Origin of the sequence: Nonomuraea sp. B1E8, assembly GCF_039871515.1 — a bacterium.
Taxonomy (GTDB): Bacteria; Actinomycetota; Actinomycetes; order Streptosporangiales; family Streptosporangiaceae; genus Nonomuraea.
The window spans coordinates 1,468,662-1,492,133 of the sequence record NZ_JBDPLS010000001.1 but is presented as its reverse complement, the minus strand read 5'-3'; the positions used below and the strand labels follow the sequence as shown (position 1 = coordinate 1,492,133).

At 71.2% G+C, this 23,472-nt stretch carries 19 protein-coding genes and 1 pseudogene; 11 read left to right on the top strand and 9 right to left on the bottom strand.

The genetic code is table 11. From position 1 onward, the window contains the following. Positions 1-16 precede the first annotated feature (16 nt). Together ABGA98_RS07220 and ABGA98_RS07215 are read right to left on the bottom strand one after the other, a co-directional pair. Complete coding sequence (locus tag ABGA98_RS07220; protein ID WP_347617354.1) at positions 17-712, bottom strand: universal stress protein; 696 nt, start codon at positions 710-712, stop codon at positions 17-19. A gap of 133 nt (positions 713-845) precedes the next feature. Next, on the bottom strand, positions 846-3,368 hold the full coding sequence (locus tag ABGA98_RS07215) for a cation-transporting P-type ATPase (protein ID WP_347617353.1): 2,523 nt from the start codon (positions 3,366-3,368) through the stop codon (positions 846-848). 304 nt (positions 3,369-3,672) lie between these two features. Here ABGA98_RS07215 and ABGA98_RS07210 point away from each other — a divergent pair, with 304 nt between their 5' ends. From ABGA98_RS07210 to fdhF, 5 genes and pseudogenes are all read left to right on the top strand, one after another. Further along, a complete protein-coding gene (locus ABGA98_RS07210; RefSeq protein WP_347617352.1) occupies positions 3,673-4,512 on the top strand; it encodes a universal stress protein in 840 nt (279 codons plus the stop codon). 18 nt (positions 4,513-4,530) lie between these two features. After that, entirely contained in the window at positions 4,531-5,391 is an 861-nt protein-coding gene (locus tag ABGA98_RS07205; RefSeq protein WP_347617351.1) for a universal stress protein, read from the top strand. Positions 5,392-5,565: 174 nt separating this feature from the next. Further along, a pseudogene (locus ABGA98_RS07200) lies at positions 5,566-5,889 on the top strand (NAD(P)H-dependent oxidoreductase subunit E); the annotation flags it as partial. A 57-nt stretch (positions 5,890-5,946) separates the two neighbouring features. After that, entirely contained in the window at positions 5,947-7,188 is a 1,242-nt protein-coding gene (locus ABGA98_RS07195; protein ID WP_347617723.1) for an NADH-ubiquinone oxidoreductase-F iron-sulfur binding region domain-containing protein, read from the top strand. Then, positions 7,185-9,863 (top strand): formate dehydrogenase subunit alpha, encoded by a 2,679-nt coding sequence (fdhF, locus tag ABGA98_RS07190; protein WP_347617350.1) that lies wholly within the window; start codon positions 7,185-7,187, stop codon positions 9,861-9,863. Before ABGA98_RS07195 ends, fdhF begins: the two co-directional genes overlap by 4 nt. Positions 9,864-9,884: 21 nt before the next feature. On the opposite strand, the gene ABGA98_RS07185 is transcribed toward fdhF, so the two are convergent. Continuing rightward, on the bottom strand, positions 9,885-10,268 hold the full coding sequence (locus ABGA98_RS07185; RefSeq protein WP_347617349.1) for a CBS domain-containing protein: 384 nt from the start codon (positions 10,266-10,268) through the stop codon (positions 9,885-9,887). 60 nt (positions 10,269-10,328) lie between these two features. Next, positions 10,329-11,009: a CBS domain-containing protein gene (locus ABGA98_RS07180; RefSeq protein WP_347617348.1), complete on the bottom strand. Its 681-nt coding sequence runs from the start codon at positions 11,007-11,009 to the stop codon at positions 10,329-10,331. Between the two features lie 248 nt (positions 11,010-11,257). Between ABGA98_RS07180 and ABGA98_RS07175 the strand changes: the two genes are divergently transcribed. The 3 genes from ABGA98_RS07175 to ABGA98_RS07165 all read left to right on the top strand — a co-directional run bounded on the left by ABGA98_RS07175 (position 11,258) and on the right by ABGA98_RS07165 (position 13,093). Further along, positions 11,258-11,725 carry a CBS domain-containing protein gene (locus ABGA98_RS07175; RefSeq protein WP_347617347.1) on the top strand — a complete coding sequence of 156 codons (468 nt, stop codon included), beginning with the start codon at positions 11,258-11,260 and terminating at the stop codon, positions 11,723-11,725. Between the two features lie 127 nt (positions 11,726-11,852). Further along, positions 11,853-12,509 carry a CBS domain-containing protein gene (locus ABGA98_RS07170; RefSeq protein WP_347617346.1) on the top strand — a complete coding sequence of 219 codons (657 nt, stop codon included), beginning with the start codon at positions 11,853-11,855 and terminating at the stop codon, positions 12,507-12,509. Between the two features lie 116 nt (positions 12,510-12,625). Further along, the gene (locus ABGA98_RS07165) at positions 12,626-13,093 is read left to right on the top strand and encodes a hemerythrin domain-containing protein (RefSeq protein WP_347617345.1); all 468 of its coding nucleotides are present in this window, start codon (positions 12,626-12,628) and stop codon (positions 13,091-13,093) included. Between the two features lie 113 nt (positions 13,094-13,206). Here the strand turns inward: ABGA98_RS07165 and ABGA98_RS07160 are convergent, their stop codons facing one another. Then, complete coding sequence (locus ABGA98_RS07160) at positions 13,207-14,079, bottom strand: universal stress protein (RefSeq protein ID WP_347617344.1); 873 nt, start codon at positions 14,077-14,079, stop codon at positions 13,207-13,209. A 270-nt stretch (positions 14,080-14,349) separates the two neighbouring features. On the opposite strand from ABGA98_RS07160, the gene ABGA98_RS07155 reads away from it, so the two are divergent. Both ABGA98_RS07155 and ABGA98_RS07150 read left to right on the top strand, forming a co-directional pair. Next, positions 14,350-14,964 carry a hypothetical protein gene (locus tag ABGA98_RS07155; RefSeq protein WP_347617343.1) on the top strand — a complete coding sequence of 205 codons (615 nt, stop codon included), beginning with the start codon at positions 14,350-14,352 and terminating at the stop codon, positions 14,962-14,964. Further along, entirely contained in the window at positions 14,961-15,794 is an 834-nt protein-coding gene (locus tag ABGA98_RS07150) for a methyltransferase domain-containing protein (RefSeq protein ID WP_347617342.1), read from the top strand. The genes ABGA98_RS07155 and ABGA98_RS07150 overlap by 4 nt, the downstream gene beginning before the upstream one ends. Positions 15,795-15,896: 102 nt before the next feature. Here the strand turns inward: ABGA98_RS07150 and ABGA98_RS07145 are convergent, their stop codons facing one another. The 3 genes from ABGA98_RS07145 to ABGA98_RS07135 form a co-directional block, all read right to left on the bottom strand. Continuing rightward, on the bottom strand, positions 15,897-18,473 hold the full coding sequence (locus ABGA98_RS07145) for a cation-translocating P-type ATPase (protein ID WP_347617341.1): 2,577 nt from the start codon (positions 18,471-18,473) through the stop codon (positions 15,897-15,899). Between the two features lie 151 nt (positions 18,474-18,624). Next, on the bottom strand, positions 18,625-20,691 hold the full coding sequence (gene pta, locus ABGA98_RS07140; RefSeq protein WP_347617340.1) for a phosphate acetyltransferase: 2,067 nt from the start codon (positions 20,689-20,691) through the stop codon (positions 18,625-18,627). Between the two features lie 128 nt (positions 20,692-20,819). Then, entirely contained in the window at positions 20,820-21,995 is a 1,176-nt protein-coding gene (locus tag ABGA98_RS07135; protein WP_347617339.1) for an acetate kinase, read from the bottom strand. Positions 21,996-22,215: 220 nt separating this feature from the next. Here ABGA98_RS07135 and ABGA98_RS07130 point away from each other — a divergent pair, with 220 nt between their 5' ends. Continuing rightward, positions 22,216-22,932, top strand: a complete 717-nt coding sequence (locus ABGA98_RS07130) for a CBS domain-containing protein (protein WP_347617338.1) — start codon at positions 22,216-22,218, stop codon at positions 22,930-22,932. A 97-nt stretch (positions 22,933-23,029) separates the two neighbouring features. Here ABGA98_RS07130 and ABGA98_RS07125 read toward each other — a convergent pair whose 3' ends face one another. Then, complete coding sequence (locus tag ABGA98_RS07125) at positions 23,030-23,434, bottom strand: pyridoxamine 5'-phosphate oxidase family protein (protein WP_347617337.1); 405 nt, start codon at positions 23,432-23,434, stop codon at positions 23,030-23,032. Between the last annotated feature and the right edge of the window lie 38 nt (positions 23,435-23,472).

Here is a 23,472-nt window from a genome sequence, read left to right as displayed (position 1 = left end):
CTGGTCAGGGTCTGTCTCACACCACCGCGACAGGGCCGGGCGCGTGTTGGAGGAGGAAGTTCGCGGTGCCGAAATGCGCGGCTTGGCTGCGTCCGACGACCGTGAGGGTCGCGCGCTCGTGAGCATCGCCCCGCTGGACCCGGATGCCCGGGTGGCGCGCCGCCCAGGCGGTCAGATCCGCCTGTGCGGCGACGGGTACCTGGCGTATGGCAGCCTCGCCGAACGCGAACGCGAGGACGGGCGCGTCGGGTTCCTTGTCGGCCACGACGATCGGCCCGGGATTCGCCGACGCGGGCAGCGGTCCAGGGCCGCGTACGATGATCACCGGGCATGCGGCGTGGGCGGCGACATAGCCGGCCACCGAACCGACGACCACTCTGGGCAGCGCGCTCAGGCCGCGGGAGCCGACGATGACGAGCTCGGCGCCGCCGGAGAGCTCAACGAGGCGCTGGGCTGCGGGCCCTTGGTAGAGGTCGGTTTCGACGCGTACCCCCGAGCTGCTGGCGCGAGCGCAGTCGGCCCCATGCCACAACACGTGCTCGGCCGCCTTGCGCAGGTGTGCTTTGGCCTCCTCGTCCGCTTCGCCGTAGGGCCATTGCCAGGCGTGCGAAACGGTCAGGGGGAGTTTTCTCAGCTCTGCCTCGTCGAGTGCCCAGTCCAGGGCCTGCATCGCGAAGTCCGAGCCGTCGTAGCCGAGGACGATGTGCTTCATGTCAGTGGCCTCCCTGCACCCAGTCTTCGCTCCGGCCGCTCCAACTCGTAGGGCTGAGCGGCCCTGGCCTCGCAGGACCTTGGTCCCGCGCCGCGCGTACAGGCCGGCGCGCCGGGCACGCACGAGCGGGGGGTCATGACTTCCGCCTCGCCCGCCACGCCTTGTGAACGGCGTCGGCGCCGACCACGGCAGGGATCGCCAGCGCGGCCATCACCCAGCCCATAGCCGAGGGAAACGCGCCACCCAGGAGGCGGGCCAGCGGCGGGAAGCCCACGAAGGCCAGCAGCATGATCGTTTCGATCACCACGGCCCAGAGCAGAAGCCGGTTGCCCAGCAGCGGCACTCGCCCGGCCCAGCGGGTTTCACTGCGGCATGCGAAGGCGTTGGCGAGCTGTCCGAGGACCACCGCGGCGAAGGCGGCGCCCGAGGCCGTGGCCAGCAGTGCGGCGGATGGCTCGGCGCCGAGCGCCCAGCCGCCCAACGACAGCACGGTGAAGAAGGCGGCCATCTCCACCACGGCCTCGGTGGCCCCCAGCACGCCGAAGACGCGGAGAAGGAGCCGCCGCTCGATCAGCGCGCCGGTTCGGGCGGGGCCGTGCATGGTGCGGGGGTTGGCGGGCTCGGCGCCGAGGGCCAGCGCGGGCAGCAGGTCGGTGCCGATGTCCAGGGCGAGCACCTGGAGCACGCTGAGCGCGAGGGGGAGCGTACCGCCACTCAGGGCCCAGACGAGGAAGGGAGTGAGTTCGGCGACGTTGTCGGTGAGGTGGTAGGTGAGGAAGCGCCGGATGTTGGCGTAGGTGGCGCGGCCCAGCTCGATCGCGGTGACGATGGTGGCGAAGTGGTCGTCGAGGAGCACCAGGTCGGCGGCCTCACGGGCGACGTCGGTGCCTGAGGCGCCCATGGCCACGCCGATGTCGGCCTCGCGCAGCGCGGGCCCGTCGTTGACCCCGTCGCCCGTCATCGCCACCACATGGCCCCGTCCTCTGAGGGCTCGGGCGATGCGCAGCTTGTCCTGCGGAGTCACTCTGGCCACGACCACGCCGTCGTGATCGAGCAGCTCACCCAACGCGGCGTCGTCGGCGGGCAGCTCACGCCCGGTGAGTACGAGCGGTTCCCGTCCCAGCAGTCCGACCTTCTCGGCGATCGCCCGCGCGGTTCCCGGATGGTCGCCGGTGATCATGGCCAGCCTGATGCCGGCCTCGCGGCATGTGATGATCGCGTCAGCGACGCCGTCACGGGGCGGATCCTCCAGGCCGACCAGGCCGAGCAGCGTCAGCCCCTGTTCGACCTGCTCCGCGGTGCCCGTGCCGGGGTTGTCGCGCCGGGCCACGGCGAGGACGCGCAGGCCGCTCGCGCTCATCTCCTCCAGGGCCCGCGCAGCCTCCGGCACGTCGCCGCACAGCGGCAGGACCGCGTCCGGCGCCCCCTTGAGATGCAGCCGGCCGCCGGCCACCGCTGAGGATCGGCGTCGGACCGGATCGAACGGGTAGCGCCGGGTGACGGCCGCGTCCTCGCCGGCCCCGGCGCGCAGGGCCAGCGCGTGCATCGCCACCTCCGTCGGGTCGCCGACACTCTTGACGCCGCCGTCGGTGTGGACCAGCCGCCCGGTCGAGCACAGGACCGCCGAGCGCATGATCTCCGCGGCGGTGGCGGGAGCGGCCAGATCGAGCGGTCCGTCCGGGGTCCAGATCCGCACGACCGTCATCTCGTTGCGGGTGATCGTGCCGGTCTTGTCGGTGCAGATGAACGTGGCCGCCCCCAGGGTCTCCACCGCCTCCAGGTGCCGGACCAGGGCCTTGCATCTCGCCATCTGCCGGGCAGCGCGCGCCAGCGACAGGGTGACCGTCGGAAGCAGCCCTTCCGGGACGAGGGCGACGGTGACGCCGAGTGCGAGCAGGAAGCCGTCGGAGGGCGACATGCCGAGCAGCAGCGTGAGCCCGAAGAACACGACTCCGACACCGAGCGCGCTCACCGCGATGACCTTGATGACCTTGCTCAGCTGGCGGGCGAGCGGGCTGGGCGGCCTGCTCGCCATCCCGGTGAGCGTGGCGATGGCGGCCAGCCTGGTGCGTGCTCCTGTGGCCGTCACCACGGCCTCTGCCTGGCCCTCGACGACGAAGGTGCCGGCGAAGAGGGTTTCCCGCTCCCGCGGCCTCACAGGAACGCTTTCGCCCGTCAGGGCGGACTGGTTGACCGCCAGGGAATGGGCCTCGGTGAGCTCGAGGTCCGCAGAAATTCGGTCACCCGCTTCCAGCAGCACCACATCCCCTCTGACCAGAGCAGCGGCGCTCACCACCGCGCGGCGGCCGTCGCGGCGGACCGTCGCGTCGGAGGGGAGGAGCTCGCGAAGCCGCTTGCTCGCCCGGTCGGCACGGTATTCCTGGGCGAAGGCGAAGCCGCCGTTCAGGAGCACGACCACGGCGATGGCGACGGCCAGCTGCGGCATCCCGGCCAGCAGCGCCAGCCCGGTCGCCGCCCAGAGCATCAGCGCGAAGAAGTGCACGAGTTCCCGGAACAACAGGAGCGCCGCAGGGCTGCGCTTGCCCTCTGGCAGCCGGTTGGGGCCGTCGGCGGCCAGGCGTCGGGCGGCCTCGGCCGAACTGAGCCCTTCTCGCGGCGGCACAGGTGCGGAGCCCTCAGAAGGAGGGCCGGTCATCGCGCACCTCCTCCGCTAACCGGCAGGCACCCTTCAGCCTGCACGTACGCAAGTCGTCAGCTGGACGCGGCATCGGAGAAGTTACGCTTCACGGGCGGAGATTTGGGTGGTTTGCGAGGACCATGTGATCTTTCTGCACTGACGCGGGAACGCTCGAGTCCTGACACGGACTTCCTGGACCAGCGGGCTCGCCGGCGTCGTTTCGTCGATGCCCGGCCAAAGTTCGGGCGAGAGAATGCGAAAGCTTCCAATTCGGACAAGTGTGTCCTGTCCTCCTGCGGTGCGATCTGCCGAGAGTGGACAGGTGAACGAGACACTGGGCGTGGTCGGCGGCTATGACGGCTCCGACCACTCGATGCAGGCGCTGGACTGGGCGATGGACGAGGCCGAGCTGCGAAGGTTGCCGCTCACCGTCTGTCACGCGTGGCAGTGGCCGTACGGTGACGGGGATCCGGCGGCCCGCGAGTCGCTGCGTCGCGCGGCCGAGCACGTGTTGTGGCACGGCGCCGACTGCGCACGAGCCAGTTCGAGCGGCCTGCAGGTGCGAACGGACCTGTACGAGGGCTCGACGACCAGGCGTCTGGAGGAGTTGTCGGCCGATGCCGCACTGCTCGTGGTCGGCTCCCGCGGACTGGGCACGATGGCCAGGACGGTCATCGGGTCCGTGGCGGCGCACGCGGCGTCCCACGCCCGGTGCCCGGTCATCGTCGTCCGTGGCCTGGGTGCTCTGCCGCGTAAGCCTCACCCGGGCCCGATCGTGGTGGGTGTGGCGACCGACGGCAAGGCCGACGCGGTGCTCGGATTCGCCCTCACGGAAGCGGCCATGCGCGGCCTTCCCCTGGTGGTCGTGCACGCCTGGCGCCAGCCTCCGGTGGCCTGGGGAGGGATGACGTTCCCGGTCATGGATCCGCTGGCCGTTCAGAACGCGGCCGAGAGCTGGTTGGCGGAGACCCTCGCGCCATGGAGGCAGAAGCAGCCGAAGGTCGCCATCGAGGCGCATACGCCGCAGGAACGCGCGGGCGAGGCGCTCGCCGCCGTCTCCGACGCGACTCTGGTGGTGGTCGGCAGCCCGCACGGACGGTTCGGCTCGGTGGCGGCGGCCATGCTGCGCAAGGCGCCCTGCCCGGTCGCGATCGTCCGCTGAGAACCCGGGGAGGCGATGATGGGACGGCCCGTACTGGTCGGCTACGACGAGTCACCCGCGAGCGCGCTGGCGTTGCGCTGGGCGGTCGAGGAGGCGCGGCTGCGTGAGTCCTCGGTCCTGGTGTGCCATGCCTGGCACTGGCCGTATCCGCGCCGGCCCGTGGATCATGAGGTCCTGGCCCAGGTCGAGCGGGTCGCCGCCCAGGTCGTGGACGAGGGCGTACACCGTGCTCGTGGCCTGGCCCCCGACGTGGACGTCCGGCCGCGTCTGGAGAGAGGGACGGCCTCCACGGTGCTCCTGCGGGTCGCGCGCGAGGCCGAGCTGACGGTGCTCGGATTGCGGGGGCAGGGTGGTTTCGACGAGTTGCGGGTGGGATCGGCCGCCGTGCAGGTGCCCGCGCACAGTGCCCGGCCGGTCGTCGTCGTCCGGCCTGACGCGATGCCGGCCGGCGGCGCAACACGGATCGTGGTCGGTGTCGACGGCTCGCCTGCCAGTCTGGCGGCATTGGGGTTCGGGCTGGAGGAGGCCGCGCTCCGCGACTGCGCCGTGACCGCCATCTGCTGCTGGCGAGATCACGGGCCACTGGCGGGGCCGGACTGGCAGCCGTTCGTCGACTCCCAGGCGATCCGCAGCGGGGCGGAGGTTCGCTTCCGCGACGTGACGTCCCATCTGACGTCCAGACACCCCACGGTTTCCGTCACCACGGAATTCGTGGCCGAGCGACCAGAACGGGCGCTGATCGACGCGACGAAGGACGCGACCCTCCTCGTGCTCGGCGCCCGGGGGAACGATTCACCCCCTCGCCTTCTGCTGGGACCGGTGACTCAGATCGCGCTGGCCGAAGCCCGATGCCCGGTGGCGGTGACTCCGCCGCCCTGATCCGCCCCCCTGATCCGACGCCGCGACGCCACCTCGCGACACCGGTGCACCCCCGAAGATTCGGGCTGTGCCGGCCTTGATTTCGGTGTGTCCGATAACTGTTAAGCGGGCATGACAAATCTGTGAAGCAGCCCTTTCGATGGATTCCGCGCCCTCGCTGAACGGCGCGGACGGCCAGGCGCCCGGCTGGTCGAGGCACTCGCCGTCGCTGCCGCGGAGCATGCGGAACCGCCGGAAAGATGGGCGCCCGAGGTGGCCCGGCGGTTCGGACTGCCCGCGGCGGCCGGGCTCGGTCCCGCGACCTTCTACGCGGATCTGGCGGTCCCGCACGGGCGTCGCCACGTGCGGGTCTGCGGCGCGACGGCGTGTTTCGCGGCCCAGGAGGGCCGCCACCTGAGCGCCGTCGAGAGCGTGCTCGGCGTCAGGGCCGACGATGATCGCGAGCCGGACCCTGAGGTGTCCCTGCAGACCGTCCGCTGTCTCGGCTACTGCTACGGAGGGCCGGCCGCCCTGGACGGTACGACGCCCTGCGCGGGACCGGACGTCGTCGATCAGGTGGCGGGGCGCGTGCGACCGCACGCGCCGCCCATACCCGTGGCCGATGCCACGAACGATCCGGTGGTGCTCGCCGGAATCGCGGCCGGTGAACCCCCGTGGCGGACATGGGTGGAAACCGTCGGCCGGCGGACTCCGGAGCTGGTCCGGTCCGAGGTGGCGGCCTCCGAACTGCGCGGCAGGGGCGGCGCGGGTTTCCCCGTCGCGGCCAAGTGGGCGACGGCGAGTGGTTCCCCGGACACCGTGGTGATCGCCAACGGCGACGAGGGGGATCCGGGTTCCTTCGCCGACCGGCTGCTGATGGAGGCCGACCCGGCGCGGGTGCTGGAAGGGCTGGCACTCGCCTGCTTCGCCTGCGGGGCGCGTCGCGGTCTGGTGCTGGTGCGCTCGGAGTATCCGCTGGCGCTCGCGCGGATGCGGGAGGCGGTGGAGCGGGCGCACGCGGACGGTCACCTCGGCCGAGGGGTGCATGGCAGCGGCACCGACCTGGAAATCGAGGTGGTGGCGGGTGCCGGCTCGTACGTCGCGGGCGAGGAGACGGCGTTGATCGCGGGGCTGGAGGGCGGCCGGGGCTGCGCGCGGGCGCGCCCGCCGTACCCGACCGACCGGGGGTTGTGGGACGCCCCGACCGTGGTCAACAACGTCGAGACACTGGCCGCTGTGCCGTGGATCGTCAGCCGTGGCGGCGCGGCCTACGCGCGCCGCGGCGCGCCCGGCGAGGCCGGCACGAAGCTGGTCTGCCTGTCGGAGCGTTTCGCCCGTCCCGGCTGCTACGAGGTCGAGCTCGGCACCCCGGTACGCCGGATCGTCTCGGAGCTGGGCGGCGGACTGCGGGACGGGGCAGAGCTGGGCGTCCTGCAGGTCGGTGGCCCGCTGGGCGGGTTCCTGCCGGAGCAGGAGCTGGACGTGCCCCTGACGGAAGCGGGTCTGGCCCGCCATGGTGCGGCGCTCGGCCATGCCGGGTTGGTGGCCGTCGAGAAGCGGACAGAGCCGCTGGAGGTGCTGCGGCACGTGTGGGCGTTCGCCGCCGCGGAGAGCTGCGGTGCCTGCTCGCCCTGCCGCGTCGGCTCCCGCCGCGGGCTGGAGCAGGCCAGGACCGGTGAGCCGCCCGGCGACGCCTACGCCCGGATGTTGCGCGTGATGAGCGAGGCCAGCCTGTGCGCGTTCGGCCGCCGGCTGCCGCCCGCCGTCCGGAGCCTGGCCCGCGCATACGGAGACCGTCTGCGGGGGTGGGGCGGATGAGGGTCACCGTGGACGGCGTGCCCGTCGACCTGCCGGAAGGGGCGACCCTGCTGTCCGCCGTACGCGCCGCCGGCCTCGACGTGCCCACGCTCTGCCACGACGACCGGCTGACACCCGTCGGCTCCTGCCGCGCCTGCCTGGTACGGGTCGACGGGCGCCTGGCGGCGGCCTGCGTGACCCCTGCGGCGGAGGGCACGCACGTGCGCGTCGAACAGGACGATCTGCGCGAGTTGCGGCGAGACGCCGTGGAAGTGATCGTCTCAGCGCTTCCGCCCTACGCACTGGAAGGGGACGGTGAGCTGGCGCGGCTCTGCCAGGAACTCGCCATCGAACCGGAAGCCGCTGAAGGAGGAGCTGGAAGGGGCCGCGACGACAGCCATCCGTTCGTCCGGCTCGACCGGGACCTGTGCATCGCCTGCGGCCGATGCGTGCGCATGTGCGCCGAGGTGCAGGGCACGTTCGCGCTCACACTGGTAGGACGGGGCTCCGAGACCGTGGTCGCGCCGGGCACGGGCGGCCCCTGGGACGAATCCGATTGCGTCGCGTGCGGAGGATGCGTGGACACCTGCCCTACCGGCGCTCTCACCGAGCCGGGACTACCCGTCGGGACGCACCTGGCCACGCTCACCCGCACGCGCACCACCTGCGGGTACTGCGGCGTCGGCTGCACCCTGGACGTGCTGGTCCGTGACGGCGAGGTCGCCGGGGTACGGCCGGCCAAGGACGGCCCGGTCAACCGTGGCCACGCCTGCGTCAAGGGCCGTTTCGCCCACGGATACCTCCGTTCGCCGGAGCGCCTCACCCAGCCCCTGCTGCGCCGCCGTTCCGGCCTGGAGCCCGTGAGCTGGGCCGAAGCACTTGACCATGTCGCCCGCAGGCTACGGGACGCCATAGCCGAGGCCGGCCCCGACGCGGTGGCGGCGATCTCCTCGGCCCGCGCCACCAACGAGGAGAACTATCTGATCCAGAAGTTCATGAGAGTGGTCGTCGGCACCAACAACGTCGACAACTGCTCGCGTCTGTGCCACTCCCCGTCGGCCGCCGGGCTGACCGCCGCGTTCGGCCTGTCGGGGGGCACCGACGCCTTCGACGACGTGGAGCGGGCCGACTGCCTGCTCGTCGTGGGCGCCAACCCCATCGAGGCACACCCGGTCGTCGGCGCACGCCTGCTCCAGCAGGTGTTGCACGGCACACGGCTGATCGTCGCCGACCCGCGCTCCGTCGGGCTCGCCGAACACGCCGACGTGCACCTGCGACCGCGACCGGGGACCAACGTCGCCCTGTTCAACGGGCTCGCCCACATCCTGTCCGCCGAAGGCATGGTCGACGGCGAGTTCCTGCGCCACCGCGCGACCGGGCTGCCCGAGCTCACCGCGACCCTCGAGGACTACACGCCTGACCGGGTCGCCGCGATCACCGGCGTGCCGGCGACGGATCTGGTCGCCGCCGCGCGGCTCTACGGGCGGGCCGAACGTCCCGCGATCGTCTACGGGCTCGGCGTGACCGAACACCGGCACGGCACCGACGGCGTACGCACACTGGCGAACCTGGCGATTCTGCGTGGCGCGGTCGGCACCGACCGCGGCTACGGCGTCAACCCGCTGCGCGGCCAGAACAACGTCCAGGGCGCCTCCGACATGGGCGCTCTGCCGGATCTGCTGCCCGGCTACGGAAAGGTCCGCGACCCGGTGGCGCGCGGCCGGGCCGAGCAGGTGTGGGGCGCCCGCCTGCCGGAGCACGACGGCCTGCGCATCCCGCAGATGTTCGCGGCGGCCCGCTCAGGACGCCTGCGCGTCCTGTGGATCGTCGGCGAAGACGTGGCCACCACCGACCCCGACGCCAACCGTGTCATCGAGGCCCTGGACGCCTGCCCCCTCGTCATCAGCCAGGAGCTCTTCCTCTCGGAGACCGCCCGCCGCGCCGACGTGGTGCTGCCCGCCGCGTCCTGGCTGGAGAAGGACGGCACTTTCGTCAACTTCGACCGTCGTTTCCAGCGGGTGCGCCCCGCGCTCGCCCCGCCCGGTCAGGCCCGGACCGACTTCGCCATCGTGCACGCGCTCGCCGACGCCTGTGGAGCCGACCTGGGCTGCGCGACACCAGCGGCGGCGCTCGCCGAGTGCGGGCGAGTGGCTCCCGTGTTCGCCGGGATCTCCCACGAGCGGCTGGACCGGGAAGGCGCCGTCCCCTGGCCGTGTCCCGATCCCCGCCGTCCAGGGCAGGCCAGGCTCTATCAGGACCGGTTCGCCACCGCGGACGGGCTGGCGCATCTCGCCGCCCGCCCCTACCTGCCCCCTGGCGAGAGCCCGGACGACGACTATCCACTGGTCCTGATCACGGGCCGCCGCTGGGCTCATTACAACTCCGGGAACATGACCCGGCGATCCGGCGCCATCGAACTCGACCCCGTGGATCGGCTGGACGTCCATCCCGCCGACGCCGCCCGCCTGGCCGTCCGCGACGGTGCCCCGGTGGTCGTGGAGAGCCGGCACGGGCAGGCCGTGCTGCCGGCGCGCATCACCGAGGAAGTCCCGCAAGGCCAGCTCTTCTGCGCCTTTCACTTCCCGGCCAGCCGGGTCAACACCCTCACCTCAAGCCACGCGGACACCGTCACCTCGTGCCCGGAATACAAGGTCACCGCCGTGCGGCTGCGCATCCGACCGGAGGCCCGGGAATAACGTGAACCCCGTCGCCCCGTGTCAGGCCCCGCCCCACACGGGCAGGTCAACGATGTCGTCGTGCTTCCAGCCGAGGTCGTCGTGCACGGCCACGACGCCGTCCAGGTTCTCCACCAGGCCGACGGCTTTGATGGCGTGGCTGTGCTCGTCGAGGGTCCCGGCCAGGGTGACCACGCCGTCGGCGACGGTGATGTCCACGTCGTCTCCGACGGCCTCCCGTACCTGGCGCTCGATGTCGGAGTCCGCGCGGAGGAAGACCTTGATCAGGTCGCGGCGGCTGACGATGCCGACCAGCCTGCCGTCGGCGTTCACCACGGGCAGGCGCTTGACGCCGTACTTGTCCATCAGTCGTGCGGCCAGCACGACCGGGGCGTCGGTGGTGGTCGTGCGGGCGGGCGAGGTCATCAGTTCGCCGGCGGTCTCGCCCAGAGCCTTGGAGTAACCGCTGCCCTCGCCGATTCGTGACTACGTCGTCTTCCACGCGGAATCGTCGTGTTTCCACGTCAGGTTGTTGATCACGTCGACGACGCCGTTGACGCGAGCGGTCATGCGGGCCGCGACCCTGGTTTCCGTGCGGCGGTCCATCCGGCCGGACAGCGTCACGACACCCTGGTGAACCTCCACTCGTACGCCGGAGGTGTCCACCCACAGGCTCTGGTCAAGGACGTCGTCGCGAACCTCGACGGCGATCTCCTCGTCGCCGCGCAGGAACACCTTGACGAGGTCGCGACGGCTGACGATGCCCTGCAGGCGGCCGTTGTGGTCGACGACTGCGAGCCGCTTGACGCCGTGGGCGTCCATGAGGCGGGCGGCCGAGACCGTCGACGCCTCGGGAGAGATGGTGATGGCGGGGCTGGTCATGAGGTCGGCGGCGGTGTCGCCCTCGGCCTTCCGCCGGCCCTTGGGATGGCGAAGCCGGGCACGCAGCGGGGGCCGGTAGCCCTCGCGGTAGAACTCCTCGCGGAACTCCTCCTTGCACAGCAGGTCGGCCTCCGACACCATGCCGATCACGTGGTTGTCGTCGTCTGTCACCGGGACGGCGCTGATGCCGCCGTCGATCAGCGTTTGGGCGATGTCCTTGAACGGGGTGGCGGCGGTGATGGAGACGACCTTGACGGTCATCACGTCCGCGACGGCCATGCGCATGGCGCTCAGCTCCTTACTGGCCCTCGTGCGGCGAGGCGCCTTCTCTGGTCGCTCTCATCGCACCTCGCGGGAAGGCGAGGTTGCAGGGCCGGAAGTCCCGAGCCGGGCAGTCGTTGGTCAGCGGACGCGACATGGCCGGCAGATGGATGGGACCAACGGCGCCATCGTTGAGGACTTCCGCCTCCGGCGGCCGGTTCCCCCGTTTCGCGAGAATGGAGCCAGGAACGCGCCCTCACGTAGGAGGAGTCATGAGGATCGAGTCACTCACGGCGCGGCAGGTGATGAGTCGCGTTCTGGTGGCGGTCAAGCAGGACGAGTCGCCGCTCATGGCCTGGGAGCTGATGCGCCGCGCCCAGGTCCACCATCTCCCCGTCCTGGACGGCGCCGACGTGCTCGGGATTCTCTCGCGGGAGGATCTGGCGGCGTCCTGGTCAGGCAGCCTGCGGGAGCAGTCGAACCGTCAGGTGCGCGAGCTGCTGACGGGGGAACGCCGGCCGCGCGTCCATCCGGACACGCCGCTGGAACACGTCGCGGAGGTCATGATCGACGCGGATTGTGATGCCCTGCCCGTGCTGTCCGGTGATGGCCTGGTCGGACTGATCACCGCCCGGGACGTGTTGCGGGCTGTGGCGGGCCACGTTCGGCTGGAGAAGCCGTCGGGCGAGGTCGTCACGGGGATGTTCCGCCTTGAGCCGGTGCTGCCGGTCCAGGGCTGACCTCGTCATGAGCGGCAGCGCCGGACACCGCCTTGGTGGGACCTTCGGCCCGGTCATCGGGGACGTTCGCCGCTGACCGGGTGGGCCGCTGTACGTGAGCCTTGGACGTGGAAGCGAGGTGGACATCATGTCGATCGAAGTCAAGGACATCATGGGACGCGTCGCCATCGCCGTGCTCGCGGACGCGTCGTTCGCCGACATCGTGGCCGCGATGAAGCGGTTCGCGGTCGGCGCGGTCACCGTGATCGACGCCGACCGGCGGCCGATGGGCGTGGTCTCCGAGGACGACCTGCTGCTCAAGGAGATCGAACCGGTACGTCACGGCGTGTCGATGTTCGAGTCCCGGCACCGGCGCCGCGAGCACGAGAAGGCCGCGAGAGCCACGGCATCCCAGTTGATGACCTCCCCGCCGATCACTGTGACGCCGGGCACCAGCGTGCGCGACGCGGCCCGGCTGATGCACGCCAAGCACATCAAGCAACTGCCCGTGATCGACGTGGTCACCGGGCGGATCATCGGCACCCTGCATCAGCGGGACGTGCTGCGAGTCTTCACCCGCCCGGCCGCCGAACTGGAGGCCGACATCCGGGCAGCGCTTCCTGCGGGCGGTCCGTTCACGATCGAGATCGACGCGGGCGTGGTGAAGGTCGGTGGACGGGTGCGGTCGAGGTCCCAGGCCATCGCCCTCACCGAGGCGGTCCGCAACGTCGAAGGCGTCGTGGACGTACTGTGCGAAGTGACCCCCGACGATGACGACCTCATCGTCGTCCCGCCCCTGCTGTAGCGCACCATGGACGGCTCCAGGGCCGCACTCGAGGCCGCCGGCCGGGCGGCGCGGGAGCCGATGCCAGGAAATCCCGGCGAGCATTCTGCAGGCACACACGTGAGATAGGGGGCGCTATGTGTAACTACTGTGGCTGCCGGGAGTTCCCTCTGATCGGACAGCTGACGCAGGAGCATGAGGAACTCGGAGAAGGCGCCGGGGCGCTGCGCCGGATGATCAACGCGGGCCGATACGGCGAGGCCACAATGCTCCTTGACACGTTGCTGGTCCAGCTGGGAGCGCACACCTCCACGGAGGAGAACGGGCTCTTCGCCGAGTTGCGCGACGAAGGATCGCTGACCGAGGAAGTCGACCGGCTCTGCGCGGAACATGACGACATCCATGGGGTGCTCGGCACGATCGACCGGAAGCACCCCGATTGGCCGGCCGTGATCGGGGCGCTGGACAAACTGCGTCGTCACATCGATCATGAGGAGCACGGCCTGTTTCCCGCATCGGTCATCATCTTGCCGATAGCGGCCTGGGACCGCATCACTCCCGGTCAGTCTCCGCGCCGGCAGGTGGAGCCCTTCACGACCGGATAGAGCGCCGCTCCGAGGCGAGAGCCTGCCGCGTACCCGACCGCAGGGTCGCCGCATGAACGGCGTCCAGCCGGGTACAGCGGTGCCCGCCGGCCACCCGGCGCGGCGGGGAACCCTCACGCGGATCTTTCACGAGGCTGGGGTACGACCATGACCGGCCTGTGGGCGCGATGCAGGGTCGCCATCGCCACACTGCCGGTGAGGATCTCCCGCACCGCAGAACGCCCCCGTGATCCGACGGCCAGCACGGCCGCGCCGCGGCTGTGGCCGTACCCGTCGAGCGCCTCGGCCACGGAGCGTCCGGGCGGGCCGTACCCGCTCGCGAGGTCCACCCGCTCCACGGTGAGGCCCTCGGCCGGCGGCGGGCTGTCCGCCGGTGACGCGATGTCCGCACCGTCCACGGACGCGACGATCAGGTTCCGTCCAGGAAACAGCCGCGCCGACGCTGTGCAGGCGGCTTCGGCTCCGGGCGAGCCGTCCCAGCCGATGAGGATCGGCCCGTCCGCCAGCGCCGCCTGCTCGGCGGTCAGCAGGGGGTCCGGCACGATCAGGACGGGGCGTGGCGAGTAGTGCACCACCATGTCCGAGACGCTGCCCAGGACCGCGTGGGCGCCGCCGAGGCCACGCGAGCCGAGCAGGACCAGGTCGGCGTCCAGCTCCTGCGCGAGTTGGGCGAAGACCAGTCCTTCGCCGCCGTAGGCGCGCCGCACCAGTGGCTCGGCGTTCCATCCGGCGGTGCGCGCGAGCCTGACGCCTCTGTCGGCGAGCCGGCGGGCCTCGGCCTCACCCTCGCGTTCGATCGCCTCGATGAAGGAGTTGAGGCCGGCGGTGCCCGTCCACAGCCGCCGGCGCAGGCTCTCGCTGGCGAACGGCGGGGTCCACAAATGGGTGATCCACACGTGTGCCTGCGGGAACAGCGCCGCACCGGCATCGATCGCCGCCGCCGCTATGGGCGACCCGTCATAGCCCACGATCACATTGATCGCCATCGCGTACCTCCTTGATATCCGTCGAAACCAGGTATGCCCCATCGGATCGACCACACCGCTTCACCGTCAGCCTCACCGGTGTCCGATGCGCGTGGACCCTGCCACGTTCGAGCAGGAGAGCCCACCGCACTACTCCCCAGGTCGTAGAGTGCCTGCCCGCTAAGACCGGCGAGGTAGCCGGGAGAGTCGTCTATGGGCCGACGACGGAGAGGAACCCGGCGCGGAAGCATTTCCACTGATGGACCCTCTCTTCGAAAGGACAAAGCGACGATGCTGTTCGTTGAGCTACTGGTGCCCAGGGGTGTTTTCGATGAGCAAGAGCGACGAAGCCTCGCCGGGCGGCTGACCGGGCGGCGCCTGTTGTCGGCCGTGGACGGGGAGCCGGCGGCTGCCGATCCCGGCGTGATCGACCTGTTCGACTCGCTCAGCCACGTGGTGGTGCGCGAGGAGGAGGTATGGAGCGCCGGCGGGCGGCTGCTCGACGCCTCACAGGGCCCCTGGTACGTGGTCAACGTGATCGCCGGGATGTGGGGAAGGGAGATGAGCGAGCACCTCATCTCCCGCATCACCGCGGAACTGGCGCAGGCGGAAGGCGATCCGGAGCCACGGGCCGTGGTGCACGTGATCAGCCTTCCCGAGGGTGGCTACGGCCTGCACGGGCGGGCCCAGCGCTCCTCCGACGTCCTGCAACTGATCGAGCGAGCCAAAACCGGCCCTGCCGCCCCAGTCCCGGACGACATGATCATCGATCCGGTCTGCGGCGCCACCGTCCCGCTCCAGGACGCTGTCATCCTGGAGCGCGGCGGGAAGACTTACGGGTTTTGCTGCACCCACTGCCGCGGGCACTTCGTCAAGCAGTTGAGCGATGCGGAGGCTGCCTCATGACGCTCGTGGCCAATGTCAGGCAGGAGGAGGCGTGGAACGGCGAGGAAGGCAGGACCTGGGCCGATCACTATCAACGTCTGGATCGCATGGCCGCACCTGCCAACGAGCACTTGTTCGCCGCCGCAGGCATCGGCGAGCGTGACCGGGTTCTGGACATCGGCTGCGGTACGGGCGACACCACTCGGATCGCCGCACGTCAGGCGGCCCGCGGGCATGCCGTCGGGATCGACCTGTCGACTCCGATGCTGGAGATCGCCCGACGCCTCTCCGCGGAGCAAGCGATCGGCAACATCACCTTCGAGCGCGGCGACGCCCAAGTCCACCCGCTGAGAGACGCGCACTTCGAGGTGGCCATCAGCCGCGCCGGGGTCATGTTCTTCGACGACCCCGTCGCCGCGTTCGCCAACATCAGACGGTCGCTCCGCCCCAAGGGCCGATTGGCGTTCCTGTGTCACCGCGCCGGTGATGACCAGACGGACGTGATCTTCGACACGCTGGCCCAGCATCTTCCCACCCCGGATCCCCAAGAACTCCTGGGAGGAGTCGCAGACTTCACCGACCCGGCGCACATCCGCGACGTGCTCAACGGCGCGGGCTTCACGGCCATTGCGACGTCCCCCGTGGAGTACCTCACCGAGTTGGGCAACGATGCCGCCCACGCTGCGGATTTCCTGCTCGACGTTCAGCTGGCCGGTTTCGTCTCTGGTGCTGAAGAGACCGCCATGGCAAGAGCCCGGTCCGCGCTGGCAGAAGAGTTGCGCCGTTATGAACGCGACAGCGCCGTACGACTGGTTGCCTCGGCCTGGATTGTCACGGCCCGAATCGAGTGACGCGCCGGCATGCGCTCGTCGCACTGCCCGGCGTGGACCAGTCGCGCGTCCTGCCGGAGGAGCACGACGAGGACATCGCCCGGCTGAGCGGCAGCCTCAGAGTCAGGACCGCCTCAGCGGAGTCCGTCCACCGTCGCCAGGTCCTCCACATCCCATGGCCGGTGATCGGGCCGGCCGGTGCGGGTGCAGGATCCGGTCGAGGCGGGCGGCGGCATAGCCGAGGACCGACAGCGCGCTGACGATCAGCAGATCGCCCAGGACGAGTGGTTCGGTGCCGAGCAACTCCTGGAGCAGCGGCAGGTACAACCCAGCGAGCTGCAGGGCGAGCGCACCGGCGACGGAGAGCAGCAGCAAGGGGTTGGCCCGCGAGCCGGGCCGGGTGCGGGAACCGAGCGCGACGCCGAGTTGCGTGGCGCCGAGGGCGAAGAAGGCCATGCTCTGCCAGGGGCGGCCGGTCTGGTGGGCCCAGACGGCGACGCCGAGGGTGACGGCCGTGAGGACGACGGCGATGCGGATCAGGCGCTGCCACAGTCCCGCGCCGAGGATGCTCTCGCCGGGCGGCCGCGGTGGACGGGTCATGGATCCGGGCACGGAGGGTTCGCCGCCGAGAGCCACGCCGGGCAGTCCATGGGTGAGCAGGTTGATCCACAGGATCTGCGCGGGGAGGAGCGGGACGGTGAGGCCGGCGAACGGTCCGAGCAACATCACGGCGATCTCGGCCGCTCCGCCGGACAGGCCGTAGACCAGGAACCGGCGGATGTTGGCGTAGACCCGGCGGCCCTCCTCGACGGCCGCGACCACGGTGTCCAGGTCGTCGTCGGCGAGCACGAGGTCGGCGGCCTGACGGGCGACTTCGGTCCCGCGCTTGCCCATGGCCACGCCGATGTCGGCGCGTCGCAGCGCGGGGCCGTCATTGACGCCGTCTCCGGTCATGGCCAGGGTCTCGCCGCGCGTCCGCAGATCCTCGATGATCTCGAGCTTCTGCCCGGGGGTGGCCCGGGCGTACACGCGGGCCTGGAGATGGTCGGGCGTACCGGGGTCCCGGAGGTCCACAACCGGATCGCCGGTGTCGATGATGCCCAGGTCGGTGGCGATGGCACGGGCGGTCCCAGGGTGATCGCCGGTGATGAGGAGCGGCCTGATGCCGGCCCGCTTGCAGTCCGCGACGGCGGTGGCCGCGGCCGGGCGCGGAGGGTCCAGGAGCGCGACCAGCCCGAGCAGGGACAGCCCGCTCTCCGGCGCCGTTTCCGGGACGGCGTCCAGGTCGCGGCCGGCCACCGCCAGGACTCGGTACCCCTCCCGGGCGAGTTGCTCGGCGCGCTCGGCGGCGCGGGCCGCCAACTCCCGGTCGCCGGCCAGAAAGGGCGGGCGGAGCAGCACCTCGGGGGCGCCCTTGCAGATCACCCGGCAACGTCCGCCGGGCAGGCGATGCACGGTGCTCATCCGCTTGCGTTCGCTGTCGAAGGGACGTTCGGCCAGCCGTGGAAAGCGCTCGTGCAGGTGCTCGCGGTCGAGGCCGAGCTTGGCGGCGGCGGCGAGGAGGGCCGCCTCGGTGGGATCGCCCAGCGCCGCCCACTCCCCGCCGTCGTCCTGCGGCGGCGACAACCTGGCGTCGTTGCAGAGCACGCTCGCCACGAGCAACTCGGTGAGGTGGGCGTTGTGGAGGGAGTCGTCGCGTACGATCTCGCCGTCGGGTGCGTATCCGGAGCCGGTGATCGTGGCTTCTCCCGAGGGAGTCCAGAGGCGCCGGGCGACCATCCTGCCTTCGGTGAGAGTGCCGGTCTTGTCGGTGGCGAGCACGGTCACCGCGCCCAGCGTCTCCACGGCGGGCAGCCTGCGTACGAGAGCGTTGCGCGCGGCCATCCGGCGGGCTCCCAGGGCCAGGCTCAGAGTCACCACCGCGGGAAGGGACTCGGGAACGGCCGCGACCACCAGGCTGATGGCGGTCACCACCATCAGTTCGACCGGTTGCCCGCGCACCAGGCCCAGCGCCAGCACCAGCGCCGACAGCGCCACCGCGACGCCGGCCAGCAGGCGGCCGACCCCCACCAGGCGGCGCTGCAACGGCGTCAGACCGGCTCCCCTGACCATCATGGACGCGATCCGGCCGCTCGTGCTCGCCGCGCCCACGGCGGTGACGATCGCCGCGCCACGTCCCCGTACCACGACGGTGCCGGAAGAGACCTGGTCGTCGACGGCCTTGTCCACCGGCACGGACTCTCCCGTCAACGACGACTCGTCGACGAGCAACGCGGCAGATTCCGCCACCGTGGCGTCGGCCACGACGATGTCGCCTTCCGCCAGGACCAGCAGGTCGCCGACGACCACGCCGGCCGACGGGATCTCCTTCTGCGAGCCGTCGCGGATCACACGCGCTGTCGGGGCGGTGAGCTGCGACAACGCCGTGATCGCCCGGTCGGCGCGCACCTCCTGCACGACCCCGACGGAGGTGTTGACGAGGACCACAAGCATGATCACGGCGGTGTCGGTCCAGTCGCCCGTGGCGACGGTCAACGCCGCCGCCACGAGCAGGACGATGATCAGTGGATCGCGCAGGTGGACGGCGACTCTCCGCCACAGGGGGACGGGCGGCTTCTCCGGGAGCAGGTTGGGCCCATCCCGCTCCAGACGCGCCTCCGCTTCTCCGGATGACAGTCCGGGGCGTGTGGGAACCACCACGTCGTCCTCCCTGCTCCCAGGTCATCTGATCGGCCGAACCGCCGCATCGTTTCGCATACCTGTTTTCGCAGGAAACGAACCCCCGGCCCAGGGGCGAAGGTCCCGGAAGGGGAAGCCGGACGGCAGGTGCGTGCGTGACCGGCCGCCGCCTTCAGCGGCGTATCGCCGTCTCGGCCGTGCCCTCACCGTTGTGGTCGCGTACCTGCGCGGCAGTGATGGCCACGGTGGTGACGATGTCGGCGACGGTGGCACCGCGGGACAGGTCGTTGACCGGCTTGCGCAGTCCTTGGAGCACCGGTCCCACCGCGACGGCGCCGGCGCTGCGCTGGACCGCCTTGTAGAGGTTGTTGCCGGTGTTGAGGTCGGGCACCACGAAGACGGTGGCGCGCCCGGCCACCTGGCTGCCGGGCATCTTGGTCCGCGCCACCGCGGGGTCGACGGCCGCGTCGTACTGGATCGGCCCTTCCGCCGGCAGGTCCGGCCGGCGCCGGTGGACCAGGTCGGTGGCGGTGCGGACCTTGTCGACATCGGCGCCGGCGCCCGAGGCGCCCGTCGAGTACGACAGCATGGCGATCCTGGGATCGACGCCGAACAGGACGGCGGTGCGGGCTGAGGAGATCGCGATGTCGGCGAGCTGCTCGGCGGTGGGATCGGGGTTGACCGCGCAGTCGCCGTACACCAGCACCCGATCGGCCAGGCACATGAAGAACACGCTGGAGACCAGCCCCAGGCGCAGGATTTCGAACGCCGGCCTGATGGTGTGGGCGGTGGTGTGCGCCGCGCCCGAGACCATGCCGTCGGCCATGCCCGTGTGCACCATCAGCGTCCCGAAGTAGGACACGTCGGTGACGGTGTCGCGGGCCAGCTCGACGGTCATCCCCCGGTGCTCCCGGACCCGGGCGTACTCGCGGGCGAACCGCTCGCGCAGCTCCGCGTCGAACGGGCTGAGCACCCTGGCCGCGTCCAGATCCAGGCCGAGCTGGGCGGCCTGCACCCTGATGCGCTCCTCGTCGCCGAGCAGGGTGAGCTCGGCCACGCCCCGGCGGAGCAGGACGTCGGCCGCCCGCAGGACGCGCGGCTCCTCACCTTCGGGCAGCACGATGTGCCGACGGCGGCCACGCGCCCGTTCCAGCAGCTCGTACTCGAACATCAGCGGTGTGACGACGTCGGTCTTGGCGATCGCCAGCCGATCGAGCAGCAACCGCCCGTCGACATGCTCGGCGAACAACCGCAGCGCCGTGTCGATCTTCCCGCCGGCCTCGGGGGTGAACTGGCCGTCCACGGCCGACAGACGGGTCGCGGTGTCGAAGGTGTCGTGGTCGGTGCCGATCACCGGCAGGGGAATGGCCATGCTGCGCAGCAGCCGGTCCACCGGGCCGGGCAGATCCGTGCCACCCGTCATGATCACCGCCGACAGGGCGGGAAAGCCCGGCGCCGCATGCGCCGCGATCAGCCCGGGCAGGAGCGCGGCGGCCCGATCAGACGGGATGATCACCGCGGCGCCTTCGGTGTAGCGGTCCAGAATGCCGGGCAACGACATCGCGCCCACCATCAGCGCGCTCGCCTCCCGGCCGAGCCCGTCGCGCTCACCGAGAAAGAGCCGGCCGTCGCAGGCGTTCAGCAGGTCGGCGACGGTGGGCGCGCGCAGGGAGGGGGTCTCGGGCAGCGTGAACACCGGTGTGGGGTGGTCGATCGCGATGGGCTCGGCAGCCGCCCGGGTCACCACGACCGCGAGCTCCCGGGCGTGGTGCTGCGCCAACTGCCGGGACGACAACTCGACCGCGGCGGCGATCTCCGGGGCCGTCCTGCCCCTCCCGCTCACCACGTTCAGCACCGGCGTTCCCAGATCCGCTGCGAGCCTGGCGTTGAACTCGAACTCGGTGGGCGCGCCCACATCGGTGTAGTCGGTCCCGACCACGACCACCGCGTCGCACCGCCTCGCGAGCGCGCGGTAGCGGGCCACGATGTCGCCGGCGGCACGATCGGCGTCGGCGTGCACCTCGTCGTAGGTGACGCCCGCGTACGTTTCGTACGGCATGGCGAGCTGGAACCTGCTCCGGATGGTGTTGATCAGATTGTCCTCGCGCCCCGCCCGCACGACCGGCCGGAACACGCCCACGGTCTCCACCTGCCGGGACAGCAGCTCGACCATGCCGAGGGCGACCGTGCCCTTGTTGCTTCCCGCCTCGCCCGCCGCGACGTACACCGCACGTGTCATGTTCACCATTGTCCGCAACCGCGGCAGCCCTCTCGCCGGGGGCGGACGTAGAGCAGCCAGTGGTCGCGGCGGCTGACGGTGCCGGCCTACCGTCGGCGTTCCGGACGGTCGCCGTGCCGCGCCGCCTGTCAGGAGATGGCAGCGAGGGCCTGGCGGGCGATCTCCCATTCCTCGTCGGTGGGGATGACCAGCACCGGCACCTCGGCGCCGGGAGGGGAGACAGCCCGTTCACCGGCTGAGCCCGTCTCGTTGAGCGCGGGATCCACGGTGATGCCCAGGCGGTCGAGGCCGGTCAGGGAGGCGGCGCGGGTGGCGGCGTCGTGCTCGCCCACGCCGCCGGTGAACACGATCGCGTCCACCCGGCCGAGCAGCGCGTAGTAGGCGCCGACGTACTTGCGGATGCGCCGGGTGTAGATGTCCAGGGCCAGCCGGGCCGCGTCGTCGTGGCGGCCGCGTACCTCACGCATGTCGAGGCTCCCGGCCAGGGCGAGCAGGCCGCCGCGGTGGGTGAGCGCATGCTCGGTCTGCTGGGCGTCGATGCCGTCCATCCGGGCGAGGTAACCGGCGATCGCGGGGTCGACGTCGCCGGAGCGCGTGCCCATGACCAGCCCCTCCAAGGGCGTCATGCCCATGGAGGTGTCGACGCTGCGGCCGCCGGAGATCGCCGTGGCGCTGGCGCCGTTGCCCAGGTGCAGCACGATCAGGTTGAGGCCGGCGAGGTCGCGGCCGAGTAAGGCGGCGGCGCGGCGGGAGACGTACGCGCAGGAGGTGCCGTGGAAGCCGAAGCGGCGCACGCCGAGCCGTTCGTGCCAGTCCCGGGGCACAGCGTAGGTGTACGCCTCGGGCGGCAACGTGCGGTGGAAGGCGGTGTCGAACACGGCCACCTGGGGCACGCCGGGGAACACCTCGCGCGCGAGCCGGATCCCGGCGAGGTTGACCGGGTTGTGCAGGGGAGCGAGCGGAGCGAGTTCCTCGATCGCGGCGATCACCTCGTCGTCGACGACCACGGCGTCGGCGAACCGGGTCCCGCCGTGCACGACCCGGTGCCCGACCGCGACGGGCGCCGGCTCTGGCCCTGCCGCGGCGAACGCCTCCATCATCGCCTCCAGCCCCTCGCCGTGCCCCGAGAAGCTCCGCTCCCTCACGTACGGCGGCCGGCCGCCGGTCCGGTGCGTGAGCCGTCCGATCTCCTCGCCGATGCGTTCGACCAGGCCGCGGGCCGGGCGTTCGCGGGTCTCGACGTCGATGAGCTCGTACTTGATCGAGGAGGATCCCGTGTTCAGGACGAGGATGCGGCCGGCCATGTCCATGAGCCTATCCAGGAGGTGCGTGCGCGTCTGGGCCGTGGCCGCCGGACCCGGCTCAGACACCGCGCTGCACGTGGTGCGGCCCTTTCCTGGAGGAACTCCCTGACCAAAGCCCAGGCACCAAGGACTTCCGTCCCTAGGGACCCGCGTCGGCAGGTGGTGCGATGGCCAGGAGAGACGGCCGGGAGAGACGGCCGGGAGCGGAAAGGAGAATCCGATGGTGCGCATCACCGTGAAAGACGTGATGACCACGTACGTGGCTTCGGTGCAGGCGGGGACGCCGTTCAAGGACGTCGCCGAACTCCTCGTGCGGCGCGGGGTCAGCGCCGTGCCCGTGCTGGAGGAGGACGGGCGGGTCGCCGGTGTCGTGTCGGAGGCGGATCTGCTGCGTAAGGAGGAGTTCCGGGAGGAGTACAGCGGCGAGGGCTACCGGCCGCCGCTGCGTGCCCGGTTGCGCCGCAGGCTGACCGGACGTGGCGGGGAGGGCAGCCAGAAGGCCGCGGGCGACACGGCGGCCGAACTGATGTCCGCGCCGGCGGTGACGGTCGGGCCGGACGTGTCCACCGTGACGGCCGCCCAGCTGATGGACGAGCATGAGGTCAAGCGGCTGGTCGTGGTGGACGGGGACGGCCGCCTGATCGGCATCGTCAGCAGGCGCGACCTGCTCAAGGCGTACGTCCGTGACGACGCGGAGCTGAAGCGCCGGGTCGAGAACGCGATCCCCGAGCAGGTGCGCTGGAACGACCGGACCGGGATCGCCGTACAGGTGCGGAACGGCATCGTGACGCTGTCCGGCCGCACCGCGACGCGAAGCGAGGCGGCGACGGCCGTGACGGTGGTCAAGGGGCTCGGCGGCGTCGTCGACGTCCGCGAGAATCTGGTCTGGGACCGGTATGACCGCTTCGAGCTTCCCCTGCTCTGGGACCGCTCATGAACGCCGTGGGACCTAGGGACGCCTGTTCCTCAGCGACTTCGCCGATGGGCGTGGTGACGGGGATCGTGCAGGAGTTCCCGTTCGGCCTGAACCGATGTCAGGTGACCCGGCGGCCGGAGACCTGCTCGGCGTCGACCACGATGTAGTGATCCCGGCTTCCCGGCGCCCATGGGCGAAGGGGGAGCGTGGCCAGCCGGGCGATCTCAGCGGGCTCGGTGGCGGCCCGCGCGTGCCCGACCGCTGTGACCGACCAGCCGGTGCGCATCCCGGGATCGAACTCGTCGGCTTCGAACGCCACCACGGCCCGGCGGGTGGCGGCGGCCAGTTTCGACCCGATGGAGGTGCGGATGACGATGCTCTCGCCGTCGAGGCAGAAGTTGACGGGCTGGACGGCCGGCAGGGCGCGATCGGTGAAGACGATCCGCCCGATCGGCGTGGACGACAGCAGGCGTAGACACTCCTCCCGGGAGAGCACCTGGAGTCCGGACGAATCGAGCTGCATGTCCACCAGCATCTCACTGCGTCTTCGCCGGCATCAGG

Bases quoted from the DNA above. Each gene is read 5' to 3' on its own strand.
- ABGA98_RS07220 (WP_347617354.1), bottom strand. From the start codon at position 712: ATGAAGCACATCGTCCTCGGCTACGACGGCTCGGACTTCGCGATGCAG.
- ABGA98_RS07215 (WP_347617353.1), bottom strand. From the start codon at position 3,368: ATGACCGGCCCTCCTTCTGAGGGCTCCGCACCTGTGCCGCCGCGAGAA.
- ABGA98_RS07205 (WP_347617351.1), top strand. From the start codon at position 4,531: ATGGGACGGCCCGTACTGGTCGGCTACGACGAGTCACCCGCGAGCGCG.
- fdhF (WP_347617350.1), top strand. From the start codon at position 7,185: ATGAGGGTCACCGTGGACGGCGTGCCCGTCGACCTGCCGGAAGGGGCG.
- ABGA98_RS07185 (WP_347617349.1), bottom strand. From the start codon at position 10,268: ATGACCTCGCCCGCCCGCACGACCACCACCGACGCCCCGGTCGTGCTG.
- ABGA98_RS07180 (WP_347617348.1), bottom strand. From the start codon at position 11,009: ATGCGCATGGCCGTCGCGGACGTGATGACCGTCAAGGTCGTCTCCATC.
- ABGA98_RS07175 (WP_347617347.1), top strand. From the start codon at position 11,258: ATGAGGATCGAGTCACTCACGGCGCGGCAGGTGATGAGTCGCGTTCTG.
- ABGA98_RS07170 (WP_347617346.1), top strand. From the start codon at position 11,853: ATGTCGATCGAAGTCAAGGACATCATGGGACGCGTCGCCATCGCCGTG.
- ABGA98_RS07165 (WP_347617345.1), top strand. From the start codon at position 12,626: ATGTGTAACTACTGTGGCTGCCGGGAGTTCCCTCTGATCGGACAGCTG.
- ABGA98_RS07160 (WP_347617344.1), bottom strand. From the start codon at position 14,079: ATGGCGATCAATGTGATCGTGGGCTATGACGGGTCGCCCATAGCGGCG.
- ABGA98_RS07155 (WP_347617343.1), top strand. From the start codon at position 14,350: ATGCTGTTCGTTGAGCTACTGGTGCCCAGGGGTGTTTTCGATGAGCAA.
- ABGA98_RS07150 (WP_347617342.1), top strand. From the start codon at position 14,961: ATGACGCTCGTGGCCAATGTCAGGCAGGAGGAGGCGTGGAACGGCGAG.
- pta (WP_347617340.1), bottom strand. From the start codon at position 20,691: ATGACACGTGCGGTGTACGTCGCGGCGGGCGAGGCGGGAAGCAACAAG.
- ABGA98_RS07135 (WP_347617339.1), bottom strand. From the start codon at position 21,995: ATGGCCGGCCGCATCCTCGTCCTGAACACGGGATCCTCCTCGATCAAG.
- ABGA98_RS07130 (WP_347617338.1), top strand. From the start codon at position 22,216: ATGGTGCGCATCACCGTGAAAGACGTGATGACCACGTACGTGGCTTCG.
- ABGA98_RS07125 (WP_347617337.1), bottom strand. From the start codon at position 23,434: ATGCAGCTCGATTCGTCCGGACTCCAGGTGCTCTCCCGGGAGGAGTGT.